This is a genomic window from Mesorhizobium sp. (genome assembly GCF_005063415.1).
Lineage (GTDB): Bacteria > Pseudomonadota > Alphaproteobacteria > Rhizobiales > Rhizobiaceae > Mesorhizobium.
Genome location: NZ_SUEG01000030.1, coordinates 19,368 through 42,002 on the forward strand (window position 1 = coordinate 19,368; position 22,635 = coordinate 42,002).

At 63.2% G+C, this 22,635-nt stretch carries 25 protein-coding genes and 2 pseudogenes; 5 read left to right on the forward strand and 22 right to left on the reverse strand.

Going from position 1 to position 22,635, the window contains the following annotated elements; genetic code table 11:
* Positions 1-17: 17 nt before the first annotated feature.
* The 3 genes from E5W70_RS10975 (at position 18) to E5W70_RS10985 (ending at position 1,425) form a co-directional block, all read left to right on the forward strand.
* Positions 18-203: a hypothetical protein gene (locus E5W70_RS10975; protein ID WP_292657600.1), complete on the forward strand. Its 186-nt coding sequence runs from the start codon at positions 18-20 to the stop codon at positions 201-203.
* Between the two features lie 49 nt (positions 204-252).
* Positions 253-843 carry a LysE family translocator gene (locus E5W70_RS10980; RefSeq protein WP_292657602.1) on the forward strand — a complete coding sequence of 197 codons (591 nt, stop codon included), beginning with the start codon at positions 253-255 and terminating at the stop codon, positions 841-843.
* An 84-nt stretch (positions 844-927) separates the two neighbouring features.
* Positions 928-1,425: a hypothetical protein gene (locus tag E5W70_RS10985; protein ID WP_292657604.1), complete on the forward strand. Its 498-nt coding sequence runs from the start codon at positions 928-930 to the stop codon at positions 1,423-1,425.
* A 40-nt stretch (positions 1,426-1,465) separates the two neighbouring features.
* Here the strand turns inward: E5W70_RS10985 and E5W70_RS33085 are convergent, their stop codons facing one another.
* From E5W70_RS33085 to E5W70_RS10995, 3 genes are all read right to left on the reverse strand, one after another.
* A complete protein-coding gene (locus E5W70_RS33085; protein WP_366509689.1) occupies positions 1,466-1,765 on the reverse strand; it encodes a DUF982 domain-containing protein in 300 nt (99 codons plus the stop codon).
* 69 nt (positions 1,766-1,834) lie between these two features.
* The gene (locus E5W70_RS10990) at positions 1,835-2,182 is read right to left on the reverse strand and encodes a DUF982 domain-containing protein (RefSeq protein WP_292657606.1); all 348 of its coding nucleotides are present in this window, start codon (positions 2,180-2,182) and stop codon (positions 1,835-1,837) included.
* Positions 2,183-2,308: 126 nt separating this feature from the next.
* A complete protein-coding gene (locus E5W70_RS10995; RefSeq protein ID WP_292657608.1) occupies positions 2,309-2,512 on the reverse strand; it encodes a hypothetical protein in 204 nt (67 codons plus the stop codon).
* A 291-nt stretch (positions 2,513-2,803) separates the two neighbouring features.
* On the opposite strand from E5W70_RS10995, the gene E5W70_RS11000 reads away from it, so the two are divergent.
* On the forward strand, positions 2,804-3,388 hold the full coding sequence (locus E5W70_RS11000; protein WP_292657609.1) for a sigma-70 family RNA polymerase sigma factor: 585 nt from the start codon (positions 2,804-2,806) through the stop codon (positions 3,386-3,388).
* A gap of 11 nt (positions 3,389-3,399) precedes the next feature.
* On the opposite strand, the gene E5W70_RS11005 is transcribed toward E5W70_RS11000, so the two are convergent.
* The 11 genes and pseudogenes from E5W70_RS11005 to E5W70_RS11055 form a co-directional block, all read right to left on the reverse strand.
* Positions 3,400-3,576, reverse strand: a complete 177-nt coding sequence (locus E5W70_RS11005; RefSeq protein WP_292657610.1) for a hypothetical protein — start codon at positions 3,574-3,576, stop codon at positions 3,400-3,402.
* A gap of 177 nt (positions 3,577-3,753) precedes the next feature.
* Positions 3,754-3,972, reverse strand: a complete 219-nt coding sequence (locus E5W70_RS11010; RefSeq protein ID WP_023676213.1) for a hypothetical protein — start codon at positions 3,970-3,972, stop codon at positions 3,754-3,756.
* A 222-nt stretch (positions 3,973-4,194) separates the two neighbouring features.
* Positions 4,195-4,962, reverse strand: a pseudogene (locus tag E5W70_RS11015) (class I SAM-dependent methyltransferase); the annotation flags it as partial.
* Entirely contained in the window at positions 4,959-5,948 is a 990-nt protein-coding gene (locus E5W70_RS11020) for a GNAT family N-acetyltransferase (protein WP_292657612.1), read from the reverse strand. The gene E5W70_RS11020 and the pseudogene E5W70_RS11015, both read right to left, overlap by 4 nt.
* A 7-nt stretch (positions 5,949-5,955) precedes the next feature.
* Entirely contained in the window at positions 5,956-7,020 is a 1,065-nt protein-coding gene (locus tag E5W70_RS11025) for a glycosyltransferase family 4 protein (protein WP_292657613.1), read from the reverse strand.
* A gap of 20 nt (positions 7,021-7,040) precedes the next feature.
* Positions 7,041-7,973, reverse strand: a complete 933-nt coding sequence (locus tag E5W70_RS11030; protein ID WP_292657615.1) for a beta-xylosidase — start codon at positions 7,971-7,973, stop codon at positions 7,041-7,043.
* On the reverse strand, positions 7,966-8,727 hold the full coding sequence (locus tag E5W70_RS11035) for a TIGR04290 family methyltransferase (protein ID WP_292657617.1): 762 nt from the start codon (positions 8,725-8,727) through the stop codon (positions 7,966-7,968). Before E5W70_RS11035 ends, E5W70_RS11030 begins: the two co-directional genes overlap by 8 nt.
* A gap of 2 nt (positions 8,728-8,729) precedes the next feature.
* Positions 8,730-9,530: a nucleotidyltransferase family protein gene (locus E5W70_RS11040; RefSeq protein WP_292657618.1), complete on the reverse strand. Its 801-nt coding sequence runs from the start codon at positions 9,528-9,530 to the stop codon at positions 8,730-8,732.
* Complete coding sequence (locus E5W70_RS11045) at positions 9,530-10,633, reverse strand: glycosyltransferase (protein WP_292657620.1); 1,104 nt, start codon at positions 10,631-10,633, stop codon at positions 9,530-9,532. The genes E5W70_RS11040 and E5W70_RS11045 overlap by 1 nt, the downstream gene beginning before the upstream one ends.
* A gap of 14 nt (positions 10,634-10,647) precedes the next feature.
* Positions 10,648-11,244: a histidine phosphatase family protein gene (locus E5W70_RS11050; RefSeq protein WP_292657622.1), complete on the reverse strand. Its 597-nt coding sequence runs from the start codon at positions 11,242-11,244 to the stop codon at positions 10,648-10,650.
* Positions 11,241-12,344 (reverse strand): inositol-3-phosphate synthase, encoded by a 1,104-nt coding sequence (locus E5W70_RS11055; protein WP_292657624.1) that lies wholly within the window; start codon positions 12,342-12,344, stop codon positions 11,241-11,243. The genes E5W70_RS11050 and E5W70_RS11055 overlap by 4 nt, the downstream gene beginning before the upstream one ends.
* 159 nt (positions 12,345-12,503) lie before the next feature.
* Between E5W70_RS11055 and E5W70_RS11060 the strand changes: the two genes are divergently transcribed.
* On the forward strand, positions 12,504-14,336 hold the full coding sequence (locus tag E5W70_RS11060) for a hypothetical protein (protein WP_292657626.1): 1,833 nt from the start codon (positions 12,504-12,506) through the stop codon (positions 14,334-14,336).
* Positions 14,337-14,579: 243 nt separating this feature from the next.
* Here the strand turns inward: E5W70_RS11060 and E5W70_RS11065 are convergent, their stop codons facing one another.
* From E5W70_RS11065 to E5W70_RS11100, 8 genes and pseudogenes are all read right to left on the reverse strand, one after another.
* Entirely contained in the window at positions 14,580-15,626 is a 1,047-nt protein-coding gene (locus tag E5W70_RS11065; RefSeq protein WP_292657628.1) for a UDP-glucuronic acid decarboxylase family protein, read from the reverse strand.
* Between the two features lie 23 nt (positions 15,627-15,649).
* Positions 15,650-16,759, reverse strand: a complete 1,110-nt coding sequence (locus tag E5W70_RS11070) for a glycosyltransferase (protein WP_292657629.1) — start codon at positions 16,757-16,759, stop codon at positions 15,650-15,652.
* A complete protein-coding gene (locus tag E5W70_RS11075; protein WP_292657630.1) occupies positions 16,756-17,850 on the reverse strand; it encodes a glycosyltransferase in 1,095 nt (364 codons plus the stop codon). The genes E5W70_RS11070 and E5W70_RS11075 overlap by 4 nt, the downstream gene beginning before the upstream one ends.
* Entirely contained in the window at positions 17,847-18,977 is a 1,131-nt protein-coding gene (locus E5W70_RS11080) for a glycosyltransferase (protein WP_292657631.1), read from the reverse strand. Before E5W70_RS11080 ends, E5W70_RS11075 begins: the two co-directional genes overlap by 4 nt.
* A gap of 2 nt (positions 18,978-18,979) precedes the next feature.
* A complete protein-coding gene (locus E5W70_RS11085; protein ID WP_292657633.1) occupies positions 18,980-20,080 on the reverse strand; it encodes a glycosyltransferase family 4 protein in 1,101 nt (366 codons plus the stop codon).
* Positions 20,065-21,357, reverse strand: a complete 1,293-nt coding sequence (locus tag E5W70_RS11090) for a TIGR04295 family B12-binding domain-containing radical SAM protein (protein WP_292657635.1) — start codon at positions 21,355-21,357, stop codon at positions 20,065-20,067. Before E5W70_RS11090 ends, E5W70_RS11085 begins: the two co-directional genes overlap by 16 nt.
* A complete protein-coding gene (locus E5W70_RS11095; RefSeq protein WP_292657637.1) occupies positions 21,354-22,433 on the reverse strand; it encodes an NAD-dependent epimerase/dehydratase family protein in 1,080 nt (359 codons plus the stop codon). Before E5W70_RS11095 ends, E5W70_RS11090 begins: the two co-directional genes overlap by 4 nt.
* A pseudogene (locus E5W70_RS11100) lies at positions 22,430-22,635 on the reverse strand (nucleoside-diphosphate-sugar epimerase); the annotation flags it as partial. The gene E5W70_RS11095 and the pseudogene E5W70_RS11100, both read right to left, overlap by 4 nt.

A 22,635-nucleotide genomic window follows, 5' to 3' on the forward strand; every position in this document is an offset into this window, starting at 1 on the left:
ATACGGGACCACGCCGTATGAGCGGACGCAAACACAAACGAAGAGTCGATGACAAAGATTGCCTCTCGGCCGAGCAGGTCTATGAGATCAATTTCTTTGCCCGCAGGTGCGGCCTGACCAGGGACGAAGCGCTCAAGATGATGCGAGATGCCGGCCGGTTGAAGGGTGGTGCGAAGCCGTCTTACGAAACCGGGTCGAAGTAGCGGCATGGATATCGCCTCGTGGGCGGCCTTTCTCGGGACGGTCATCCTGATGCAGATGCCGCCAGGGCCTGACAGTCTGCTGGTGATGGCGCGCGGCATCGGACAGGGCCGTGCCGTTGCCTTGTTCACCGTCCTCGGAATGACCCTGGGCGCCGGTATGGTCCAGCTGCCGCTCCTTGCCCTCGGCATATCGTCGCTGCTCCAGGCATCGCCCCTTGCCTTCGCGATGCTTCGCTGGATGGGCGCGGCCTATCTCGTTTGGCTTGGATCACGCATGGTATTATTGCGGTCGGACAGCGTCGCTGTCGAGGAGCCTGGGGCCGTTGGGCCGCTCGCGGCTGCGCGCGAAGGGATGATCGCCAATCTGATAAATCCCTGGCCGATAACCTTTATGGTGGCATTCCTTCCGCAGTTCGTCGATCCCGCCCGCGGATCGGTCACGCTGCAATTGCTGCTGCTCGGTGGCACTCAGAAAATGACCGGTGTGCTGGTGCTGGGGGCATATGCGCTCGCATCCGGCACGCTCGGGGCCTGGATCATGAAACGACCGAAGGTAAGGCTCTGGCAGCAGCGGGTGGCAGGCTGCTTCGTCGTCGGTCTCGGTATCCGCATGGCAGTCGGTGGTGGAGCGCACCGCTGAGGATCGAGCGATGCACCGGCCGCCGCCGATGGAACATCCATCGACAATTTTCGTTGACATGCTCCACAAGGCGAGAGGTCGAACATGTCGAACTTCCAAGCCGCCACCCCGGAGCGTTTGCAGCAGCTCAGGCTTGAGGCGACGGCGCACTTTGCGCCGCTCATATTGCGAGAGGCGTTGGTGCGTCTATGCCGGGCCTGCGGAAGCGATAGCCTTGAACGTTTCGAGAAGACGATGGTGGATCAAATCGAGGCATCGCGTGACGACAAAGCCGATTTCGATGCGATGAAGGAATTTGCCATCGAACAGCTCTATCGCTGGATTCGAGAAGTCAAGTCTTCACCGGACATGACACAGCCGCTGGAGAACGTAGATACTCGAAGGACCCCCGGCCGCTCTGAAGAGCCGCAAACGCTGGAAGACCAGTTGCAGGCAGGCCTGGAAGATTCCTTCCCTGCGAGCGATCCGCCGGCCGTCGTCTCCACCACGATCCCCGGCGGATCGAAGAAGCTCGTCGGAACCGACGAGGTCCTCAGGCAGCAGCGCCAGAAAAAGGCCGAGGACGCCAACCATTCGGGATAACTAAGCTTTGGACGGAACTGCGGGGAGGCAGCCTACCGGTTCACCCGCTGTCCGACATGAAGGCTGTCGGAGCATGCGCGTCATGCGGCTCGCCTTCGACAAGAATGTTCGCTTCCCAAGCGGCATCGACAAATGCTTGCCGCGCTTTGCCGGCCGTAATTTCACCGGTCCGGGCGCGATTCAATACATCAGCCGCCACCAGCGCCAGTGGGGCATTGCGCGCCGGCCATTTCTCGCTTTTCAGGCAATATACTGCTTCGAAAACGGAACTGACCAATCGCGATCGCCCAGGCTTGCCGAAATAGATGCAAACAGGAGTATCGAATTCTATTCTCAGCACCTTATTCCTCCCGGTTCAAGCAAGCTGGCCGGTTCAAGCAAGCTGGCCACTTCAAGCAAGCTGGCCACTTCAAGTAAGCTGGGCGTCCCCAGGGTCTACAGGGCCGTCCGATGGGCGTTTCAGCCAAACATCGTGGGCCTTCGCAGGTGTTTTGGGGCGTGCTGGTGTTTCGGCTGCGATATCGTGGGCCAGAATGCCCGCCTTGCGGGCGAAAGTATCGAACGCAGCGCGCACCGTCTCGACGTCGACCTCGTCAGCTAGCCCGGCGCGACAGGCGTCGAACGCCGCCTTGTGCGCCGGACCGCGGCTCGGCCATTCATTTAAGACGTCATAGGCCTGCCAGATGTTTTCGACATAGCGAGGGAAACCAAGGCCGACGAGAATTGGAACGGGGCGGCCAAACGATCTTTTTGTCATCTGTGTCTCCGCGAAAGAGCCTGTCGCATCAACGCTCGGGGCGGACACGAGGCCCATGCTCTTTAACGCGGGATTGCTGCACAGGTTGCAGCGGGTTTGTTCGATCGTGCGCCGCCGGTCCTGGCGTCACTTGTTGGTCCGCATCTTTTGGCGAGGATTGATACCGCCTTGTGGCGTGGTGTCGTTCTCGACATCGCCTTCGAACGTGTTGTTGCCCTGGTCGAGCCGGTCGCCCTCCTTGATCGTGCCCCTGGAACTGCCGATGCCGGGATCGTTGGCAAGATCGCTATCGGCCGGCGTTTTGCCTTTGGCGTGCTTGTTTCCTGTCATGGACTCCTCCTGTTTCTTGAGGTGGCGGGCCGTCCTTGAGGTCGCGGCCAAGGCTCGCTGCGAGATCGCATTTCGACGCGCCAAATGGTGGCGCCCCGAATTGTCGGACGACCTTGATTTGAACTCCGCGATCCCGGTGGTTGTTCCGTCAAAAATATCGCCGCCGGCCGGGCTGCCCAGCCAAGCCGCTCCGGTTCTTGGTTGGGTGATTTCGCCCACCGGAACGATCTTTCGCCCAATGCATTTAACAGGTCTGCGCTCACGAACTCATTCTGGACGGGAGCTGGACCATTGCCACCCACAGCCTACGCCTTCGCGACCCGCGAAACCGAAGAAGTTTCCATCGTCCACCTCATACCCGCTTTAAGGGCCTTCGCGCGTACTTTCTGCCGCACTCCCGATGATGCCGACGACCTGGTCCAGGAGACGCTGACCAAGGGGCTGGCCAACATCGACAAGTTCGAGGCTGGAACGCGTATGAAGTCATGGCTCTTCACCATCATGCGCAACACTTACTACACGCGTGTCAGGGCCGCAGTGAGGGAAGCGCCCGGCCTGCTCGACTGCGCTTCCCTGCGGCCGATCTCGGAAGCGACGCAGGAATGGTCCATACAGGGCAAGGAAGTCCACCAGGCCATCCAGAGCCTTCCCGAGCACCAGCGCGAGGTTCTGATGCTGATAGGCGTGCTGGGCGTCAGCTATGAGGAGACGGCCGAAATATGCGGTTGCGCGGTGGGAACCGTGAAAAGCCGGCTCAACCGCGCACGCGCCGGCGTGCTGCAATACCTTGGCGAAAGTTCCTCGCAAACGCTGATGGAAAGGCGCAGCTATCTATCCGAAGGACAACTGGACTTCGAAGCCGAAAGGCGCCGCTAATACATGTCACGCTAATTACTGGTTTCGCGCAATCGTCTTTCCACAAGCGCGTTCTGCAATTCGATCGCAAGTTTGGTCAGCCGGTCAGGAACCCTTTCCTGTTCGATGGCCGCAAGCAAGGAAGCGATTTCCCGGTCTATCGTCAGATCGGCACGCGTGGTGACGGAATCTTCCCTTGAGCGAGACATCGCGTTCTCTTGGCAAATGTTGGTCCCTTCACCTCACTCTGGTGGCAACAGTGCGAGTTTGCAAGAATTTGCAGGCCAGCCATGCGACCGGCTTCGGTCCCTTGAGCTTCGTCAGCGGTTGGGCTCTCGCGGCGTTTCAGTTGCCCGCCGGCCGCAAGCCACATGCTGCCGCAACGATCAGTCTTCAGGCCGCCGATCCGCTGAATGATCCTGGTACTGCTCGGACTTGACCCGATTGCCGTCGAGCCCACGCTCCTTGGTGTGCTGCTTCTTGTCTCTGTTGGACAGAACGGCGTTCTCTCCGATCTTGTCCTTGGGAAGATCGGTCATCGCGCCAGCGCCAGCGCCTTTGCCGTGACTGCCGCGACCGATGTGCTTCTTGCTGCCGGACGCCATCTTGTCCTCCTTCATACTGTCGAATAGCGGCTTTTCCCGTTCGGCATCCGAACCAGCGTTGGGCCGCAATGTTCCGCCGGAAATCGTAAGCAGGAAGGCATCGCCGTCCCAGTGCCGGAACGGCTTTTCGCCGTCGATGAGGACTTGCATGCCATTTGCATTGGCGAAGTCATGGACATCGGCGCGATCCAGCGCCGGCGATCCGCGATATGAATAATTCAAAAGCACGGCCATGCCCGGCCTCTTCAGCACGCGCGCGATTTCCACGAAATGGTGCTCCGCGAGGCCGGCCAGCACCAGATAGGGAAAGCTGTCGACGGCCAGCACGCGGTCGAAGCTGGCATCGCGAAAATCGGCAAGATCGAAACCGCGAGTAGGGCGGAATTCTACATTGCCGAGCCCGGCGCATCGCCGGCGGGCGATCGAGATCATCGCTGGGGATATATCGCTGCCGACGATCCGGTGCGACAGAGCGGAGAGCGCCTGTTCGAACCGACCGATACCACAGCCGATATCCAGTATGTCGCGGTCAGTGCCGGTAAAGCCTCGCCTCTCCAGCCACGCAACGATCTCAGCCGTAGCGGCCGAGAGCTTTTCCTCATTTCCCAGCGACGACAGCTGGACGCTCGCCGCCGGGGAGATCGCCGCCGCTGCGTCAAACCCGGCCGCCAGCCGCTTGACGACCGCATCGTCGGTCTCTCCCTCGCCACGCTCGTGCCGAACGGCAGCACCTGTTTTTTGCAGCGTGGCGAAGATCTCGGGTCTGCGCTGAAGCAGGTCCGCAATCCCTTGTAGTTTTTCCGTCTTTCGCGCATCGGCCGAGTGCGTGTTTTGCGCAATCCTCGCCAGTTCTGCGGCATCGATTCCTGTCTCGAAACGGAGAGCCAGCCTGGCGATGACGGCTTCGGCGCCGGCACCGTCTGCCATGCAGTCCTCCAGCACCCGCCTTGCCGATGTCGACCGCCGCGATCCCGGCTGGGTCGCGCTCATCGCCCTTTGCTCCGCGTCCAGATCTTGCGCATCGTCCACCGGTCGACGGCGCCCCAGCTGTATTTGTAGGCCTCTTGTCCGCGCAGAAAATCGAACTCTTCCGCGCTTTCGCAGATCGCCTGCCTTATCGCCTGGCCGATGAGCAGCGCGCCGGGACTTTCCTCGGCATAGGCCGGATCGAAGCCACCGAGATAAGCGTAGGCGCGGCCACGATGATGGAACCCGTAATAGGCGCCTACGATCGCGTCACCGATGGTCATAAGCCAGCATCGGGCAAGCACTTGTGCGACCAACTGCGGCAGTGCCTGACGGTGGAATTCTTCCACGCGGGTATAGGACAGAACGCCGTCGCCGTGTCCGGCCCAGCGCGCGCGGTGAAGGCGGATCAGGTGATCGAGGAATGTCTGCGGATCGGACAAAGCGGGTTCGATGGAGACCCGGCCGCGTCTCGACGCGGCCCTGTGGGCGCGGCGCAATTGGCGCCTCCGCCGCGCCGGAACACAGCCTTGAAGCGTCTGGTCGCCGGCGAGGGCGAGCACCGGGCAAGCGGCGTGATCGACGGCTTGGCACGATTCGAGCGCGGCATGCCTGATGGCAAGGCCAGCGCCGCCGGGAGGCAGGTCCTGCAAGATCCACTGTGACCAGCCGAGGGAAAGAACCGTGTCGGCGATGGCGACGGCGACCGGTTCGGCGGTTTCGGGAATACAAAGGACATCCAGATAGTCGCTCAACGAAATGCCGAGCGGAAGCAGCCGCGCCCCGGCGGCCTGGCATTCCAGATAGAGTGGCGCCAGGCCGACCAGATCGTCGCCACGCCAGACGGCGACCGTCGCTAGCTCGCCGGGAGCGAATGTCCGCCACCATGGCAGCAACCATGCGGGAGACTGGAACGGTGTCGCCGAGGGACTGCGCGACCAGAGTTCCCACCAGTGCGGCTCGAGGGCTTCGAGGTCCGTCGGATCGTCGATGATCTCACTGCGGAGCATGTCCCGCTCACCTCGCCGTCGCGAACTGCCCGCTGTTTGTGCCGAGCCGTGCCAGCGCCCGATAGGCGTCCATGTAGGAGGAAACCATGCGGTCGAGTGAAAAGCGCCGCCGCGCCTCGGCCCGGCAGGCCTCGGGGTCCAGGCTGGGTGCGGCAGCGATGGCTTCGGCCATCTCGTCGACATCCCCGACCAGATACCCGGTCTTGCCGTGCTCGACCACATCCGGCAGTGCGCCATTCGGGAAGGCCACCACGGGGGTGCCGCAGGCGAGCGCCTCCATTGCGACGAGCGAACTGGTTTCCGCGGCAAGGCTCGGGATGACCAGGCAGCGGGCTGTGTTCAGCAGGCGCCGCTTGGCGACAAAGCCGAGCGGACCGAGGAAGCGGCGCTGGTCGTCCAGCCGCGGCTCGACCTCGTCGCGAAAATACGCGGTGTGGCTTTCGTAGGGGTAGACTTTGCCGCCAACGACCAGCGGCACACCGGCCTTCTTGGCTGCGTCCAGCGCCAGATGGATGCCCTTTTCCGGGCAGACGCGGCTGAGCACGAGCGCAAAGTCGCGCTTGGCCTGCCGCTCACTCAGCGCATCGATGTCCACTCCGTTGGGGATCGGTTCGATGAGCCTGGCTCCCGGTGGCGCGGTCCTTTGCTGAGCCGCCGATACCGCATGCAGCCACAGATCCTCCCGCGCCGGATTGAGAGCGTCGGCCGGATACCAGTCGAGCGGCAAATGCAAGGTCACCAATGTCGGCCCGTCGCCCGGCAGATAGGCATCGAAATCGATGCCATGCAAATGGACCACGTCGATTGGCCAGCGAGCGCGTGCGGTAGCAATTGCGGCGCGATGAGCACGCTGCGCCCGGCGCTTCGCCGCTTCATCGAGCACGCCCGGCTCGGCCGGCGTCTCGATGAGAGTGCCCGCAGCGCTCGAGCCCTGGCAGCCGATCACGATCGAGCGGTGTCCGGCCTGTACGAGCGCCTGGTCGAGCATCGACAGCACCTGCTCGGCGCCGCCGACCGCATCCGGCCCGACCGGGGCGAGGGGATAGGCGACGTTGAGGACGGTGAGCGTCATGGCTGGAGAGCCGAAGCTCCTCACGCTGCAGAGGCGCGCAGCCTGCCGGCGGAAGGGACAGCGATGCTGCCGGCATAGCGGCGCGTCATTGCCGCGCAGAACTCGGCGAATTCCTCAGGCACCAGTGGCGGACTGCTGTGGTGCGGCATCATTCCGCGGTGTTCCGGCGTGAAACAGAAAGTAACCGTCACGTCGAAGTCGGCCAAAGCCTCCATCTGCCGGTCGAACCAGTCAAGCGCGTTGGGCCTGAAGCTGTCGGCCCAGGAAAGCCCGGTGCGCAGATTGGTGACGCCGAGCCGTTTCATCCAGGCGACGGCGTCGTCAAGCCGGCGATCTTCGAAATGGAACCACTGCACCAGTCCCAATGCCGGCGCGTGGTGCAGGAATTCCTCGAGCGCGGGCTTTGGCGTGCCGTCCTGGCGAAGCAGGCCCATGTAGAAATGGCGATAGTAAGACGAGCCTTCCGCCTCGCGATGGCGCGTCGTCGCTTCCCACTCGCGCGGCAGGTCGTAGAGGCTGTACCATTGGATGCGCGGTGCGTTGCCGATCAGCAATTCCGCGGTCCGGCGCAGGCCCCAGACCTGTACCTCCTCGGCGCCGAAGGTCGATACGCCGACCTCGCTGACCCATACCGGAAGATCGGTAACAGCCGAGATCTCGCCGATCTTCTGCGGCCATTCGTGGATCTGCCAGAGGTTCCAGTCGAGCGGAAAGCCGTGCACGGCGACCGCGTCGACATGATCGAGCACGCCGAATTCCTTCATCCGTGTCATGAAGCCGGCATCGATCGGCGAGATGCCGCCAAGGACTTTGGTCAAGGCGGGATTCTCCGACGCGATCGCGTCGGCGGCCAGGATTGCCGTAGTGGCGAAGCGGCTCCAGTCGGGGTCGAGCTCGGGATCCCAGTGGGATTTATTGTTGGGCTCGTTCCAGATCATCGCGGCTTCAAGCATTTATCTGTCCTTTCGACGGGTAGACGGCGCCGCCGCCGGCCGGTACGTCGGCGGTGCGGCAGAAATAGACCTCCTGCTCCGGTTGCAGCACGATCTCGAAGCCGGCGCTGCGCAGCATGGCTTCGGTGCAGGCACGGTTGGGAATCCACCAGTTGGTCGGGTCGTCGGCGTAACGATGTTCGATGAAATGCAGCTTTGGGAACTCCGGCCGGTCGAACAGGTCGTGGGTCCAGAAATGATAGTTCTGCTCGAGCGCCGGCACGTTGGTGCTGCCGCGCTGCATCGACTGGAAGATCATCAGGTCGTCGGCGACATGCTCCCGGATCAGATCGAGTGCGAGCAAGGGATGGCGCAAATGGTAGAGCACTCCCATGAACAGCACGATGTCGAACCGCTCATGCAGGGCGCCAACGTCGTAGACCGAGAGCTGCCGGAATTCGATGTCGCAGTCCGCTACCTCGGCGGCAAAGCGCGCCTGCGCCAGGTAAGCCTCATCGAAATCGATGCCAAGCACGTGGCCGGCGCCGCGGCGTTTCATCTCGATCGAGTAGAAGCCCGCGTTGCAGCCTATGTCGAGCACCGCCTTACCGGAAAGATCGGCGGGAATCGCGTCGGCGAATTTGCGCCATTTGATCAGCGGATAGTTGCCAAGGAAATGGTCGGGAGCGGTTTCGATGCCGGCCAGTTCCATGTTGTGGAACCATGGGCCGAGCGCATCGATACGGCGGCGGATTTCGGCATCGGAATGCAGCATGGCTAGCCTCCTTCGCCTGCGAGGATAGGAACGTGCTGGTGGCCGGGCAGCGTAATGGCGGCTTGGTCGTCCTTGGTACCGGCGGCGCTTTCAAGCAGGCGAAGTGCGGTGCGGTAGCCGTTGAAGGTGCCGACGTCGACATAGGCGGTGCCAGCCTTGATGCCATAGGCTTCGCCTCCGGCGGCGAGATAGGCATTGACCAGCGTGCCGATATATTCGTCGCACCGGTCCCGTTCCCGCCACAGCGCGGCGAGCTGGTGAAGGGTGCGGCCGGGCATCTTGAACGCACCCCAGATCCAGTTCGATTGGGCATTCGGCTGCTTGACCTTGATTTGCTTCACCCGGTCGTCCTCATCGACAACGACGGCATCGAAGAACTCCGGCTGGTCCACCGGAAACAACAGGAAGGACAGGCCGTCGTCCGGAAGGGCCAGGAAGCCGTCTTCGGGAAACCAGATCGTATCGGGCAACCCGACCAGAACGGTCTCGTCGGCCGCGACGAGCGGTGCGGCCCGGAAGATGGCGTCGCAAAGGCCGACCGGAGAGGGCTGCACCACAAACAGAGCGGCCGCGTCGGCATAGCCGGCAGAATAATATTCGAGGATATCCGACTTACCCGAACCGATGACGAAGCAGATCTTATCGGCCCCTGCGCGCACCATGCGGCGCACCAGGTATTCACTGACCGCGCAAGGCCGCTCGGTGTTGCCGTCGATGCGGCTGCCGACCGGCAGAAGCTCCTTCGAAAAGCCGAGCGGCTGGATGCGGCTTCCCCGTCCGGCTGCGGGCACGATGCCCAACATCAAACTGCCTCCTTCCACGGCTCGCCAAGCGTGGAGCCGTGCAGTGCATCGGACAGGATGCGGTCGAATTCCTTCGCCCGCCGCGCCGAGGTGTGTTCGTCCAGCACCCGCTCGCGCGCACGGCGGCGGATCGCGTCAAGCTCGGCGTCGGACAGGTCGAGCGCGGCGACCACGTCGTCGGTGCTGTTGGCCACGACGATCTCTTCACCGGGCCGGAAAAAGGCCTCCAGTCCGGGCCATGTGTCGCTCACCATCGCAGCACCGCACGCGGCGGCTTCGAACAGCCGGCCGGAAGGACACCAGCCCCGTTCGGCCATCGCCTCGCGGGTCACGTTCAGGGTCAGTCGTGAAGATGAAAAGAAGGCGGGGTGGTCGGCCGGCGGCAGATGCCGGACGAAGAAGATATTGTCGCTCCACGGGAATTCTTGCGGATATTGTGCGCCGCCAATAATGAAACGGCGATCCGGCAGGCGCGCAGCCGGACTGACCAGCAGCCTTTCGACCCCGGCCTGGCGGTCCGCCGCATAGGTCCCGAGATAGGAAAGGTCGCCGGCAAACTCCGGCCTGGGCGGGGCCGGCCGGTGTCGCTCTGGATCGACATGGCCGTAAAGCGGCATGACGCGGCGTGCACCCAGCATCGACTTCAATGCGTCGATCGCGGTTCCTCCCGTATAGCTCAGCACGAGATCGAAATCGCGAAGCCCTTCCGGCCCGAAATAGGCCGGAGGCTCACCTTGTTCGATTCGCGCCAGCGTCACCGGCGTGTCCAGATCGTAGAACACCTTCAGGCCGCGACAGGCCTGGTGGGCAAGGCGCGACGCGCTCACGGCATCGGGGCAATAGGAGGTGACGATGACCACATCGGCCACATTCATTGCCTGCTCGGCAACGTGCTGAATGTCCTGCCAGTCCGGATAAAGGACAATGCTGCCGCCATCCAACTGGTCGAGGTCGCGCGTCCCGGCATAGTAGGGAGTGTTGCGTTCGAAGAAGGTGATGGACCAGCCCAGCCCGGCCATCGCCCGGATCAATCCGCGCCACAGCGTGGCGTGGCCGTTGCCCCACGACGATGTCACGGTAAGACCGAAAATGACCATGCGCATCCGGCAATTCCTCGTCAGGCAGCTTCGTTGAGTCTGATCAGCTTCGACCCCCAGTCCCCCCAAACAACCGTGGTGATCGACGCTGGGTCGATATCGAAGCGAAAACAGTTTCCCAGCGACAGGCCGAGCACTTTGCACACGGCGGCCTTGATGACATCGGCATGGCTGACCAGTGCGACGCACTGGTTCTGGTATGTTCCGCGGACCTGCTCGATCAGCGAGACGACGCGTTGCTGCACGTCCAGCATGGTCTCGCCGCTCGGCGTTCTCGCCTGCTGACGCTGGTCGTTCCACGCTCGCCAGTCGGCATCCTGGTTCAGCTCCTCGAAGGTCTTTCCCGACCAGGTGCCGAAGTCGATCTCATCGAGTTCCTCGCGGATCACGATTTCACCGGCATCGCAGGCGAGCGCGATCGGATTGGCCGTCTCTTGCGTGCGTTCGCGCGGGCTGCAGAAGATTGCCGCTATCGCCTCGCGTGCCATGCGTTCAGCCAGATGCGAGGCCTGTGCCTTGCCGGCTTCGCCAAGGCACACGCCAGCCATCCGTCCGGCAAGGTAACAGCCGACATTGTCGTGCGCGGCGTGGCGCACCAGAAAGAACGTCGTCGTCATTCCGCGGCATCGAGCATCGGCTCGTCCTTGCCGGCGATGAAAGAGAGCGTGCGCTGGCGGGCTTCCGCGTCGGTGAACTGCTCGGGCGGCGATTTCATGAAATAGCTGCAGGGACCGGTCAGCGCGCCCGCGATACCGCGGTCGAGCGCCAGCTTGGCGCAACGCACCGCATCGATCACGACGCCGGCCGAGTTGGGCGAATCCCACACTTCCAGCTTGAGCTCGGCATTCAGCGGCACGCCGCCGAAGGTCGTGCCTTCGACCCGGATATAGGCCCACTTGCGGTCGGTCAGCCATGGAACGTGGTCGCTTGGCCCGACATGAATATTGCCGGGCTCCAGGGGAACGTCGATCTGGCTGGTGACGGATTGGGTCTTTGAGATCTTCTTCGATTCCAGCCGCTCGCGCTCAAGCATGTTGAGGAAGTCGGTGTTGCCGCCGAAATTGAGCTGGTAGGTGCGATCGATGCGCACGCCGCGCTCACGGAACAGGTTGGCGAGCAGCCGGTGGACGATCGTCGCACCGACCTGGCTCTTGATGTCGTCGCCGATCAGCGGCAGGCCGTGCTGCTCGAAGCGCCGGCGCCACTCCGGCCGCGAAGCGATGAAGACTGGTATGCAGTTGACGAAGGCGCAGCCCGCCTCGAGCGCGCACTCGGCATAAAAGTGCGTTGCCTCCTCCGAACCGACTGGCAGATAGGACACCAGGATTTCGGCGCCGCTTTCGGCGAGGATCTTGCCGACGTTGGCGACCGGCTCGTCGGCCTCCTCGATCTCGTCGCGCAGATATTTGCCGATGCCGTCCAGCGTCGGTCCGCGTTCGACGCGAGCGCCGGTAGGCGCCACATTGGCAAAGCGGAAAGTATTGTTCGGCGCGCTGTAGATCGCGTCTGCCACATCGCGTCCGACCTTGCCCTTGGCGACATCGAAAGCGCAGGCCACCTCGATGTCCTTGACATGATAGCCGCCAAGATCGGCATGCATCAGCCCGGGTATGAGCTCATTGCTCCTTGCGTCGCGGTAGTAGGTGATGCCCTGAACAAGGGAGGACGCGCAGTTGCCGACGCCGACTATACCGATTCGAACTTTCTTCGATCCCACGAAACCGCTGCCTATGCTGTTGAAGGTAAGTTCTTCGTGCCAAACCGCCTTCCTCCCGGATTGTTCCTTGCCGGCTGCAAAAATCGTGCAACCGATAGTGGATCAAAGTAGCGCCCGCCGAGTTGTGCAGCGAGGGGTGAGGCCAACCGGGACGGGACAATGATCGTCTATGGCGACCACAAGCGAATTGAGAGCGCGCGACATGTTCGCGGCTCGGCCTGCGACGCGGCCGGGCACATTGCGGACATGCCAAGTGGGATCGAACGCCACGCAGCCCTGGTCGGCCTGTTCATCAGGGCTTCGGAACTGGTCCAGGGCCTCGCCGATGCTGAATTCGAGGCCAACGGCATGGACAGGAATTCCCGACAGCGGATCGCGGGCGCAAATCTCCTGGTCGGCTTGGCCCGGGACGTGGGCAGATCGTGGGGGGCCGCATTCGCCATCGACGGCCCGGTCGATGCCGAAGTGCCGCGAATGCTGGCCGAACTCGATTGCGATGGCGAAATCCTGACCGGCACGGCTGAAGGATTTGCCCATTACGCGCTCTATCCGGAGAGCTATTTCGTCGCCGCGCGGCAGTCGGGTCTCGATGCGAACACATGCGTGATCGGCATCCGCAGCATCGGCCTGGGGCTGGCAGCGATGGTGGCGGCAGCCATCGGCGCGCCGGCACCCGTCAGCCTCCGTCCGACCGGCCATCCGTTTCGCAGGCGGCTTGCCGCCGATCCGGAGCTGATCGGTCGCTGGAGGGCGAGGCCGTCGGCCCGCTTTGCCATCGTCGACGAAGGCCCGGGCCTGTCAGGCAGTTCGTTCCACGCCGTCGTCGCATGGCTGCAAGCGCTGGGCATCGATGCCGGGCGCATCCATCTGTTCCCCAGCCATTTGGGTGGGCCGGGTCCCGAGGCATCGGCGGACAGTCGTGAGGCATGGACGGTTTGCCAAAAACACACCGCGGATTTCGAACGGACTTTCCCCGCTGGATCCGCTGTCCCGACGTTGCGGGATTGGGTGGCCAGGACGATCGGCCGCACAGCGGCCAGCCTGACCGAAACATCCGGCGGAGAGTGGCGTCGCCTGCACTATGGCTCGCAGGACCATTGGCCACCCGTTCACCGCGGCTTCGAGCGGCGGAAGTTCGTCGCTTCTGCAGGCCGGGAAAAATGGTCGGTCAAATTCGTCGGCCTCGGTGAAATCGGAATGCACAAGGCCGAGACTGCCAGGAGGCTGCATGACGCAGGCTTTGGCCCGGACGTCGCCGGGCTGTGCCATGGCTTTCTCGTTGAACGTTGGATCGACGGTACGACGCTGGACCGGGCAAGGCATTCGAAAGAAAAGGTGGTCGCTCATCTCGCGCGCTATCTGTCCTGGCGCGCAGCCAATCTGCCCGCGTCCGAGCCGGGCGCCTCGCTGGAGGCGCTTGCCGACATGGCCGTGCAGAATACACGTGAGGCGCTGGGCGAAACCCGCGCGGCGGAGCTGCAAACCTGGCTCTCGAAACAGGTTCCACCCAAGACCATGCAGCGGGTCGAGATCGACGGGCGGCTTCATCCGTGGGAGTTCATCCTTTCGCGCGGTGGAAGGCTGGTCAAGACCGACGCCCTCGACCATTGCCGATCCCACGATCTGATCGGCTGCCAGGACATCGCATGGGACATTACCGGCGCCCGCGTTGAATATAGCCTCTCCAATGCGGCGACTGCGGCGCTTTGCAAGGCTGTGGAAGCGAGAGCCTCCCGTCCCGTCGATGCCAATCTGGTCCACTACTACGAGCCCTGCTATCTCGCCTTCCAGCTTGGCTTGTGGAGCATGGCTGCACGATCTGGCGATGATCGGGAACAGATCCGGCTGGCGGCCGCGGCAAGACGTTACGCTGCCGCGCTGCTTCGTTTCCTGGAAAGCCAAGGCGACCTGCCGCCCCTCGAGCGGGATCAGTCCAGCCGGCGAAGCATATCCGCTTCCTTTTCGAGGATGGCCGCTACCTCCTCCCTCTGAAGATGCGTCAGCATCAGGCTCACGCAACATTCCAGATAGGTGATGGAGGCGCGCCGCAGGAAGGCAGCCGTCTCTCTTGCGGCCATTTGTTCGATGTCTTTGGCGGATCGTTTGGGATGCACAATCGTCTCCATGCCGGTACCTTGGCAGAACCAGAAGCTGGACGGGTTGTTCCCGCGACGAGAAAAAGTGACCAATCCGCAACGACCGCGCGATCATGCAGCGGCCAGACGCTCCCCGCTATCAGGCCGGCAGGTTTTGCAGCCGGCCTGATGCAGAACGCACGGTGGCGGCAATTCGACGTCTTCTGTCGATCATCTGCGCCGTCTCAAGCTCGGCAAAATAGCCGATCGTGCGCATCAAACCCTGCCTGAGCGGCACTTTTGGCGACCAGCCGAGAAGCTTCTTTGCACGGGAAATGTCGGGTTGCCGACGACGAGGATCGTCTTGCGGCAGCGGCAGGAATTTCAAGGCCGATTCGGTGCTGGTCATGCGCCTCACCAGGCCCGCCAGTTGCAGGATGGTGAACTCCCCCGGATTGCCCAGATTGACCGGCTGGCGCGGATTGGGATCGACCTCCATCAACCGGACCAAGCCGTCGACCAGATCGGAAACGTAGCAGAACGACCTGGTCTGCAGCCCGTCGCCGAATATCGTCAGCGGCCGTCTCTCGAGTGCCTGCATGATCAGATTGGAAACGATCCGTCCGTCCGCAGGGTCCATCCTGGGACCATAGGTGTTGAAGATGCGCGCGACACGGATATCGGCTTTTTCCATTCTCAAATAGTCGAAACACAGGGTTTCGGCGGTGCGCTTGCCTTCGTCATAGCAGGCGCGGGGGCCGATGCAGTTCACGTGGCCGACATAGTCTTCCTTCTGCGGATGCTGTTCGGGATCGCCATAAATTTCGCTGGTGGACGCCTGCAGGAACCGGGCGCCATTGCGGGCGGCGAGATCCAGCAGATTGAGCGTCCCGATGACACAAGTCTGCGTCGTGTGGACCGGGTCGGCCTGGTAACGCGGCGGCGAGGCCGCGCACGCCATGTTGAAGATGCCGTCAACCGGTTCGCCAAGCTCCAACGGTCGGCAAATGTCTTGCTTGATCAGCCGAAAATCCGGACGATCGGCGATCGATGCTATGTTCTCCATGCGGCCGGTAAGGAAATTGTCGACGCAGATCACGCGCCAGCCGGCCTGGAGCATTGTCTCGCAAAGATGCGAACCGAGGAAGCCTGCGCCGCCGGCGACAAGCACGGTCTTGGTCCGTTGCGCCTTTCTTGATAGCTGCATCTCTATCTTCTCCCGTCTGCGGGTCATGCTGCGCTCTCGACGTCCAGATCGAGAACAGAACGTGGCGATTTGGCCCGCGCCAGCAGCGAAACGAATTCGCGGGCTCTTGCGATGCTTGTGTGAGCTGCCAGGATGAGCACGCGCGCCTGCTTTGCCATGGCAAGCCGGGCGCCATCGGATTCCCCGGACAGGATACCGATTACGTCCTCGGTCCTGCGCGCCGTGTGGATCGTCCGCTCCGGAAACAGGCTGTCCAGTCCGGCCCAGCTATCGCTGATGATCGCCGTGCCGCAGGCGGCGGCCTCGAAGAGTCGCACGCTGGGCGACCATCCGGCCGCGATCATGGAACTGCGCGTGACGTTCAACGTGTAGCGTTGGCTGCTGTAAAAGGCCGCGTGATCTGCCGGCGGCAGGTGTTCGATGCGATCGACATTGTCCGGCCAGGCGATTTCGCGCGGATATTGCGAGCCTGCCACGACGAAGCGGCGCTCCGGCATGCGACGCGCCGGTTCGAACAGCAGGGCCTCCAGCGTCGCCTGGCGGTCGGGGCTGTAGGTGCCGAGATAGCCGAGATCCCAGCGGATTGGATCACCGGTTCCGTGATGCCGTTCCGGGTCGACGGAGCAGTAGAGCGGCTCGGCCCGCCTCGCGCCGAATTCTGCCGTCAGACGGGCAAGCGTCGGCCCGCCCGTGAAGGAGAAGTAGACGTCGAAATACGGGACCTGCCGCCTGGCAATATACTCGCAATCATCGGTTGAAAGCCTTGCCAGCGTGACCGGCGTGTCGATGTCGTAGAAGCAGAACTGACCCGTGCACAGCGATGCCACAACGTCGATGATTTCAGGGCCTTCCGGAACAAAGGAGCCGACGACCACGATATCGGCATCGCGCAGGCAGCGCGCAAAATTTCGGTGAAGATCGTCGGTCGTTTCATAGTAGCGTAACGCGCAGAAATCGGGATCGCGCAGATCCCGGTGACTTGCGTACCACGGCACGTCGCGTTCGAGAAAGGTGACGCGGTGGCCGAGTTCGTGGAGACCTTTAAGCAGCCCCCGAAAGGTGGTGGCGTGGCCGTTTCCCCAGGATGAGGAGAGCGACAGGCCAAGAAAGACGATGTCGAGCGGCTTCGTCATTCGGCCGCCTCCACGGTCGGACGCTCGAAATGGCGCCTGAAAATGGCGTCGGCCAAAACGGCCCGTGTCGTATAGGTATGTTCGCCAAGCACCCGCCGAAGCGCAGATGCCCCGATCGCCTTCGCCCGTTCGGCGCTAAGGCTTTGCATGATCTCGGCGACATCCTCGCCATCGCGCGCGACCAGGATTTCCTCGCCGGGTTTCAGGAACAGGTCCACACCAAGCCAGGCGTCGGTGATGAGGCATGCGCCGGCGCCCGCCGCCTCGAAAACGCGCGTCGCAGGTGAAAAGCCATTGGCCGCCATGCTGTCGCGGCTAATGTTGAGGACCGCCTTGGCCGTGACGTTCAATGCATTGTGGTCGCGCGTACCGACATGGCCGAGCCATCGGACATTGGCGGGCATCTGCTTGTCGCCCCAGCCCGATCCGCCGAGCAGGAAGCGCTGATCGGCCGAGCGGCTGGCTGGGTCGAGGAAGAAAGCCTCGACGCGCGCCTCGCGGTCCGGCAGCCGGTTGCCGAGAAAGGCGAGATCGCAGGCGAAGCGCCTGTCCTTGTCGACCGGATGATGCGTTTCCGGATCGAGCGCATTGTAGATCGGCACGCATTCGGCGGCCCCCATTGCCCGATAGGCCCAGACCACCGGGTCGCCGCCGCCATAGGTCAGCACCAGGTCGATTTCCTGCAGCGCGCGATGCAGCGGATGGTCGGGCTCGTCGCGCAATTGGCCAAGCGTCGCCGGCGCATCGACATCCCAGAATACGGTGAGGGCATCGGCACGGGCGTGATCGAGCACCGCCCGCAACAGCGCGTCGTCGGCGAAACCGACGCCGCTTGCCTTGACGACGATATCTGCCTCCGCCGCCCACGCCGCCACCTGCATCAGCGCATGCGGGGTGGCCTCGTAGACGACGACGGCACACCAGTCCGGCGCCTCGATGTCGCGGTTCTTCTGGCGATCGTAGACGTCCGGCTCGTAGAAGGTGATGTCATAGCCGAGCCTTGCAAGGGCCTTGAGCAGTCCGCGGTAATAGGTGGCCGCGCCGTTCCAATAGGACGACAGCAGGCTCGACCCGTAAAATGCGATCTTCATTCGGCGGCCTCCTTTGCAAGGATCGTGTCGGCGGCTTGGCGGTGCCCGCATTCGGCGAGCACGCCGAACAATTCATCCGCCCGGTGCCGGCATGTGTGCCGCGAGCGGATCGTCTCGAGGCCCGATCTCGCCAGAGAAGCGGCGAGATCCGCGTCACGCAGCACGGCGCGAAGATGATGCCGCATCTCGAAGCCGGTGTTTGCAAACAGGAAATCGGTGCCCGGCCTGAACAGACGTTCGACATCGGACCACGGCGCCGAAACGAGTGGGATACCGCAGGCGAGCGCCTCGAACATGCGGATGGTCGGGATGCCGGGCAGGCTTTCGCGATATGGACGCCGCGGGATGTGAACCGTGATGCGGTTCGCCGCGAATGCCTTCGGCACGTCGGCATTGGCGATCCAGCCTTCGTAGCGCAGGCCGGCGGCGGCGAGGTCGGCGAGCGCCTCGCGTGGATAGCGGACGCCGTGGACAGTGCCGCTCAGGCCAAGCTCATGCACCGGGTCGACCAGGAATTCCCTGATTTCGGTGCTGCGCTCGTCGTCGCCCCAATTGCCGATCCAGATCAGGTCGGCGCTACGCTCGATTTCAGGATGTGGCTGGAACAGGTGGTCATCGGCTGCCTCGTGCCAGGTGAAGACCCGCTTGCCCCATCCAGCGCGAAGATAGCTTTCCCGCAGAGCCTCGCCGAAGGCGAGCACGCCGTCATAATGCTCAAGCCGCAAGGCGGAAATCGCTTGCGTGGCCGAGATGGCGCGATGGTGCGTGTCGTGGAACAGCAGCGTGAAACGGGCGCCAATTGCTTTTGCCCTGCCCAGCCGCGCGACAAGATCCGGCTCGGTCCACTCATGCACGATCACCACATCGGCATCGGAGATCCAGGCTTCGTGGTCGAATGCAGCGTCATAGGTGACCGGCATCAACTCGGGAAAATCCTTCCGGAATCGCTCGATCGCGAAGGACCCTTTCTCGGCCAGCAGGTTCGACCGGCTCCAGCCGTCGGCGGGCTCCAATGCGATCGCCTGGTGCCCGCGCGCGACCAGCTCACGCATGATACCGCGCAGGAAATGTGCGTTGCCGTGGTTCCAATCGGAAACGATCGAATGGGTGTAGAACAAAAACCGCATGATCAACTATCCGCCATGGTGGCCAGGGCCGCCTTGTCGTAGACGCCGCGCATGGCGGTCGCCTGTCTTGCCAATGAAAATCTGCGGCTTCGGCGGGCGGCTGCCTCGCCGAGCTCTCGCCGGCGCTGCGCGTCGCTGCAAAGACCATTGATGCATCTGGCGAGATCGCCCGGATCGCGCACGTCGTAGAACAAGGCCGCGCCGTCCCACAGTTCGCGATAGGTCGCGATGTCGGCGAGCACCAGGGGCGTCTTCGACATTGCGGCTTCCAGCGTGGCCAGACCGAACGGTTCGTACAGCGACGGCGATACGAAAATGCCGGCCCGTGCCATCAGCGAGCGCACTTCCTGATGTGACACCGGTCCGACGGGAACTGCGTGACTGAAGCCAACATGCTGGCCGTCCGGGCCTTGCAATGATCCGGCGACGAAGACCGGCCATTGCGTCAGGGAGGCGGCCTGGTCCAGTACCGCCGCATTCTTTCCCTCGTCCCACCAGCGCGCGGCGGCGAAAACGACCGATTCCCGCCTTTCGCTCTTCGGGCCGGGCCGTGCGCCGTTGCCGACGACGCTCAGCCGCGTGATCGGCCCGTAGCAGGTTTCGATCATGTCGGCATGGCTGCGGCTGGGTGCAACGACCATGCCTGCTTTGTCGAAACCGCGCCGGTTACGGTCCTTCTGCCAGGCCCACTCGCCGTCCGCCGCCTGTCCCTTGACGGCGTGGAACCATGTCACGACGCAGGAATGCGATACCGCCACGATGGGACAGAGCACATCGAGCGCCGCGGCCTGCGTCGGCGCGTTGAGATGGACGACGTCGACAGCGTAGTCACGTATGAGTGGGCGCAGCTCCTGCTGCAATGCGTCCAGGTCGTGCTCGTTGCGGGTCATCCAGTCGGGCGGCGTGTTGAGCCATGTCAGCGCCGCGAACGACTGGGCCTCTTCGGCCTGCTGCCTGGACGGTTCCGGACCAAGCCCGGCAAACACAACGCTGTCTCCGCCGGCGACCAGTTGCCTGGCCAGATCGAGCGCATAGCGCCAGACGCCGCCAACCGCATCGACAGTCATCAGGATACGCCGTGGCGGGCTCAGTGTCCGCAACATGTGGCCTCCAATTCGGCCAGCGGACGCGGACGCTTCTCCTGGATGTCGCTGAACGTTCGGAAGGATGCGAGATAATGTTCATGCGCGCGCTCCCAGGCGAGATCGTCCGGCTCGCCCCAAAGTTCGCGGTAGCTCGGCGAACTCGGATAAGGATAAAGCGGCACCGGTTCGTTGGCCCAAACGCCGTTGTCGATCAGGTGCTTCCGCCAATAGTCGACCAGCGCGGGATCGTCCTCGACCACGCCGATGAGATTGGCCTGCACGAACGGTACATGGCGCCTTGCATCGACCAGCAACGCGGCCAGTTCCTCGGTGCCCAACCGGCAGCGTTTTGCCAGCATGGCGCGGCCTTCCACCGTCAGGCTTTCGAGGCCCGCCTCGATCGAGACGCAGCCGGCAGCGCCGAGCAGCCTCAGCAGTTCCGGTTTCCAAAGGTCGATACGCGTCTGCACGCCGAACTTCACATCGCGATCGACCAGCGCTTCCAGCAATGCTTTTTGCGGCAGGAAGATCTCGTCGATGAAGTAGATGTAGCCGACGCCCTGTGCGATCAGCCGGTCGATCTCGGCGATCACTGCGTCGTGGTTCCGGCGGCGATAGGCATCGCGGAAATCGATCTTGGCGCAGAAGCTGCAATTGTATGGGCAGCCGCGCGACGCCTCGACCTCCGCACCGAAACCAACCTGGTCGTCGTCGAAGCGGTGATGGTGGTGCGAATGCGCGGCAATCCAGTCCGACGGCCATTCGAGCGGCGGGTGATCGATGAACGAACTCGCATGGACGCCGCCGTTCGAGACCAGTTTTCCATCCTCGAAACGGGCCGTGGACGGCACTGCGCTCCAGTCGTCGCGCCGGGCAAGTTCCGCGACCACTTCCTCGCATTCGCCGCGCACGACAATGTCGACGCCAAGCTTGCGCAAAGTCGGCGCCGGCGTCGCCGAGCCATGCGGCCCGACAGCGACGGTGCGGCCGCCGCGCCCGGCAAGATGGTTGAGGAAATCGGCCGGCACCCGCAACTCGGGAGGTGCGCAGCGCCAGAACAGGTAGGTCGGCGCGGTGCTGACGACGGTCATATCAGGCTCGAAGGCGGCGACGCGATCGACAAGCGCGGCGTTGTCGAGCTTCTGGATCTGCCCGTCCAGCATCAGCACCTCGTGGCCGGCGGCTTCGAGCAAGGCTTTCGAATAGCCGAGTTCGAGCGGCAAATGCGGCTGGCGGCAGCCGAAATAGATGCTGTCCTGGTACGTCCAGGACGGATTGACCAGAGCGACCTTCATGCCACGTACCTCGCCGGTTCGGGATGCGGGTCGAGGCGATGACGCTGCAGCCAGTCGGCGAGGTCGCGGATGCCGTTTCGCCATGAGACGTGTGCTTTCCAGTCCAGCGTCGCCTCGATCGCGCGTGTGTCGGCGACGAAGAACGGTTGGTCGCCGGTGCGTTCGCGGTCGTAACGGATTGGAACGTCCCGTTTCGTTAGGTCGCGAATCTCCTTCAGCAGCATGCGCAGGCTGACGGCGTTTTCCGGTCCGCCGCCGAGATTGAATGCCTGGCCCTTGACCGCCTCGATGCGGTCGAGCACGGCGCGGTAAGCCGCGACCGCATCGGCAACGTGGAGGATGTCGCGCACCTGCTTGCCGTCGCCAAAGATGGTGATCGGCCGGTTGGAGAAGGCGCTGAGCAGGAAATGGGCGACCCAGCCCTGATCCTCCGTCCCGAACTGGCGCGGGCCATAGATGCAGCTCATGCGCAGCACCGCCGTCGGCAGATCGTATGACTTGGCGTAGTCGAGGACATATTGGTCCGCCGCGCCCTTGGAGCAGCCATAGGGCGTGCAGAAATCGAGGCCGCGCGTCTCGTCGACGCCGTGCGCCCGGATGCCCGCGTCGCAAGGCGCGTATTTGTCATCCTCTTCGCGCATGGCGAGGTCAGCGAGGCGGCCATAGACCTTGTTGGTGCTGGCGAAAACGACGGGGATGCGCTTGCCGCCGTGGCGAGCGGCTTCCAGGACGTTGAATGTCCCGCGCAGGTTGATGTCGAAATCCTCGTCCGGCCGAACCAGGCTCGTGGTGACGGCGGTCTGCGCGGCAAAGTGGAAAACCGCCTTCGAACGCGCCACCAGCGGCATCAGCGCCTCGGCGTCACGGATATCGGCGATTTCGACGGCGAGGCGGTTGCCGTGCTTTTGCGTCAGCCATTCGAGGTTCTGCTTGACGCCCGGACGGCTCAGATTGTCGATGACCAGCACCGGTTCGCCGTCCGACAACAGACTGTCGGCGAGGTTGGAGCCGATAAAGCCGCTGCCGCCGATAATGGCGACGGGCGCTTCGCGAAAATCGGGTGAATCCGGTCTCATGACACCAGCCCTCGCGCTTCGAGTTCCCGCTTCATCTCGGCGCTGCGATCGATGGCGACCGTGTTGCGCACCCATGCGACGAAATCGCCGAGCGAATGCTCCAGCCGGTACTGCGGCTGGAAGCCGAGCAGTTCGCGCGCCTTCGAGATGTCGGCAAAGCAATTGCGGATATCGCCGGAGCGCGCCTTGCCGAGGATTTCCG

Bases quoted from the DNA above. Each gene is read 5' to 3' on its own strand.
- E5W70_RS11025 (WP_292657613.1), bottom strand. From the start codon at position 7,020: ATGACGCTCACCGTCCTCAACGTCGCCTATCCCCTCGCCCCGGTCGGG.
- E5W70_RS11010 (WP_023676213.1), bottom strand. From the start codon at position 3,972: ATGGCGTCCGGCAGCAAGAAGCACATCGGTCGCGGCAGTCACGGCAAA.
- E5W70_RS11080 (WP_292657631.1), bottom strand. From the start codon at position 18,977: ATGCGGTTTTTGTTCTACACCCATTCGATCGTTTCCGATTGGAACCAC.
- E5W70_RS11060 (WP_292657626.1), top strand. From the start codon at position 12,504: ATGATCGTCTATGGCGACCACAAGCGAATTGAGAGCGCGCGACATGTT.
- E5W70_RS11030 (WP_292657615.1), bottom strand. From the start codon at position 7,973: ATGCTTGAAGCCGCGATGATCTGGAACGAGCCCAACAATAAATCCCAC.
- E5W70_RS10985 (WP_292657604.1), top strand. From the start codon at position 928: ATGTCGAACTTCCAAGCCGCCACCCCGGAGCGTTTGCAGCAGCTCAGG.
- E5W70_RS10990 (WP_292657606.1), bottom strand. From the start codon at position 2,182: ATGACAAAAAGATCGTTTGGCCGCCCCGTTCCAATTCTCGTCGGCCTT.
- E5W70_RS11090 (WP_292657635.1), bottom strand. From the start codon at position 21,357: ATGAAGGTCGCTCTGGTCAATCCGTCCTGGACGTACCAGGACAGCATC.
- E5W70_RS11005 (WP_292657610.1), bottom strand. From the start codon at position 3,576: ATGTCTCGCTCAAGGGAAGATTCCGTCACCACGCGTGCCGATCTGACG.
- E5W70_RS11085 (WP_292657633.1), bottom strand. From the start codon at position 20,080: ATGTTGCGGACACTGAGCCCGCCACGGCGTATCCTGATGACTGTCGAT.
- E5W70_RS10995 (WP_292657608.1), bottom strand. From the start codon at position 2,512: ATGACAGGAAACAAGCACGCCAAAGGCAAAACGCCGGCCGATAGCGAT.
- E5W70_RS11065 (WP_292657628.1), bottom strand. From the start codon at position 15,626: ATGCAGCTATCAAGAAAGGCGCAACGGACCAAGACCGTGCTTGTCGCC.
- E5W70_RS11075 (WP_292657630.1), bottom strand. From the start codon at position 17,850: ATGAAGATCGCATTTTACGGGTCGAGCCTGCTGTCGTCCTATTGGAAC.
- E5W70_RS11070 (WP_292657629.1), bottom strand. From the start codon at position 16,759: ATGACGAAGCCGCTCGACATCGTCTTTCTTGGCCTGTCGCTCTCCTCA.
- E5W70_RS11035 (WP_292657617.1), bottom strand. From the start codon at position 8,727: ATGCTGCATTCCGATGCCGAAATCCGCCGCCGTATCGATGCGCTCGGC.
- E5W70_RS10975 (WP_292657600.1), top strand. From the start codon at position 18: ATGAGCGGACGCAAACACAAACGAAGAGTCGATGACAAAGATTGCCTC.
- E5W70_RS11050 (WP_292657622.1), bottom strand. From the start codon at position 11,244: ATGACGACGACGTTCTTTCTGGTGCGCCACGCCGCGCACGACAATGTC.
- E5W70_RS10980 (WP_292657602.1), top strand. From the start codon at position 253: ATGCAGATGCCGCCAGGGCCTGACAGTCTGCTGGTGATGGCGCGCGGC.
- E5W70_RS11045 (WP_292657620.1), bottom strand. From the start codon at position 10,633: ATGCGCATGGTCATTTTCGGTCTTACCGTGACATCGTCGTGGGGCAAC.
- E5W70_RS11020 (WP_292657612.1), bottom strand. From the start codon at position 5,948: ATGCTCCGCAGTGAGATCATCGACGATCCGACGGACCTCGAAGCCCTC.
- E5W70_RS11040 (WP_292657618.1), bottom strand. From the start codon at position 9,530: ATGTTGGGCATCGTGCCCGCAGCCGGACGGGGAAGCCGCATCCAGCCG.
- E5W70_RS11095 (WP_292657637.1), bottom strand. From the start codon at position 22,433: ATGAGACCGGATTCACCCGATTTTCGCGAAGCGCCCGTCGCCATTATC.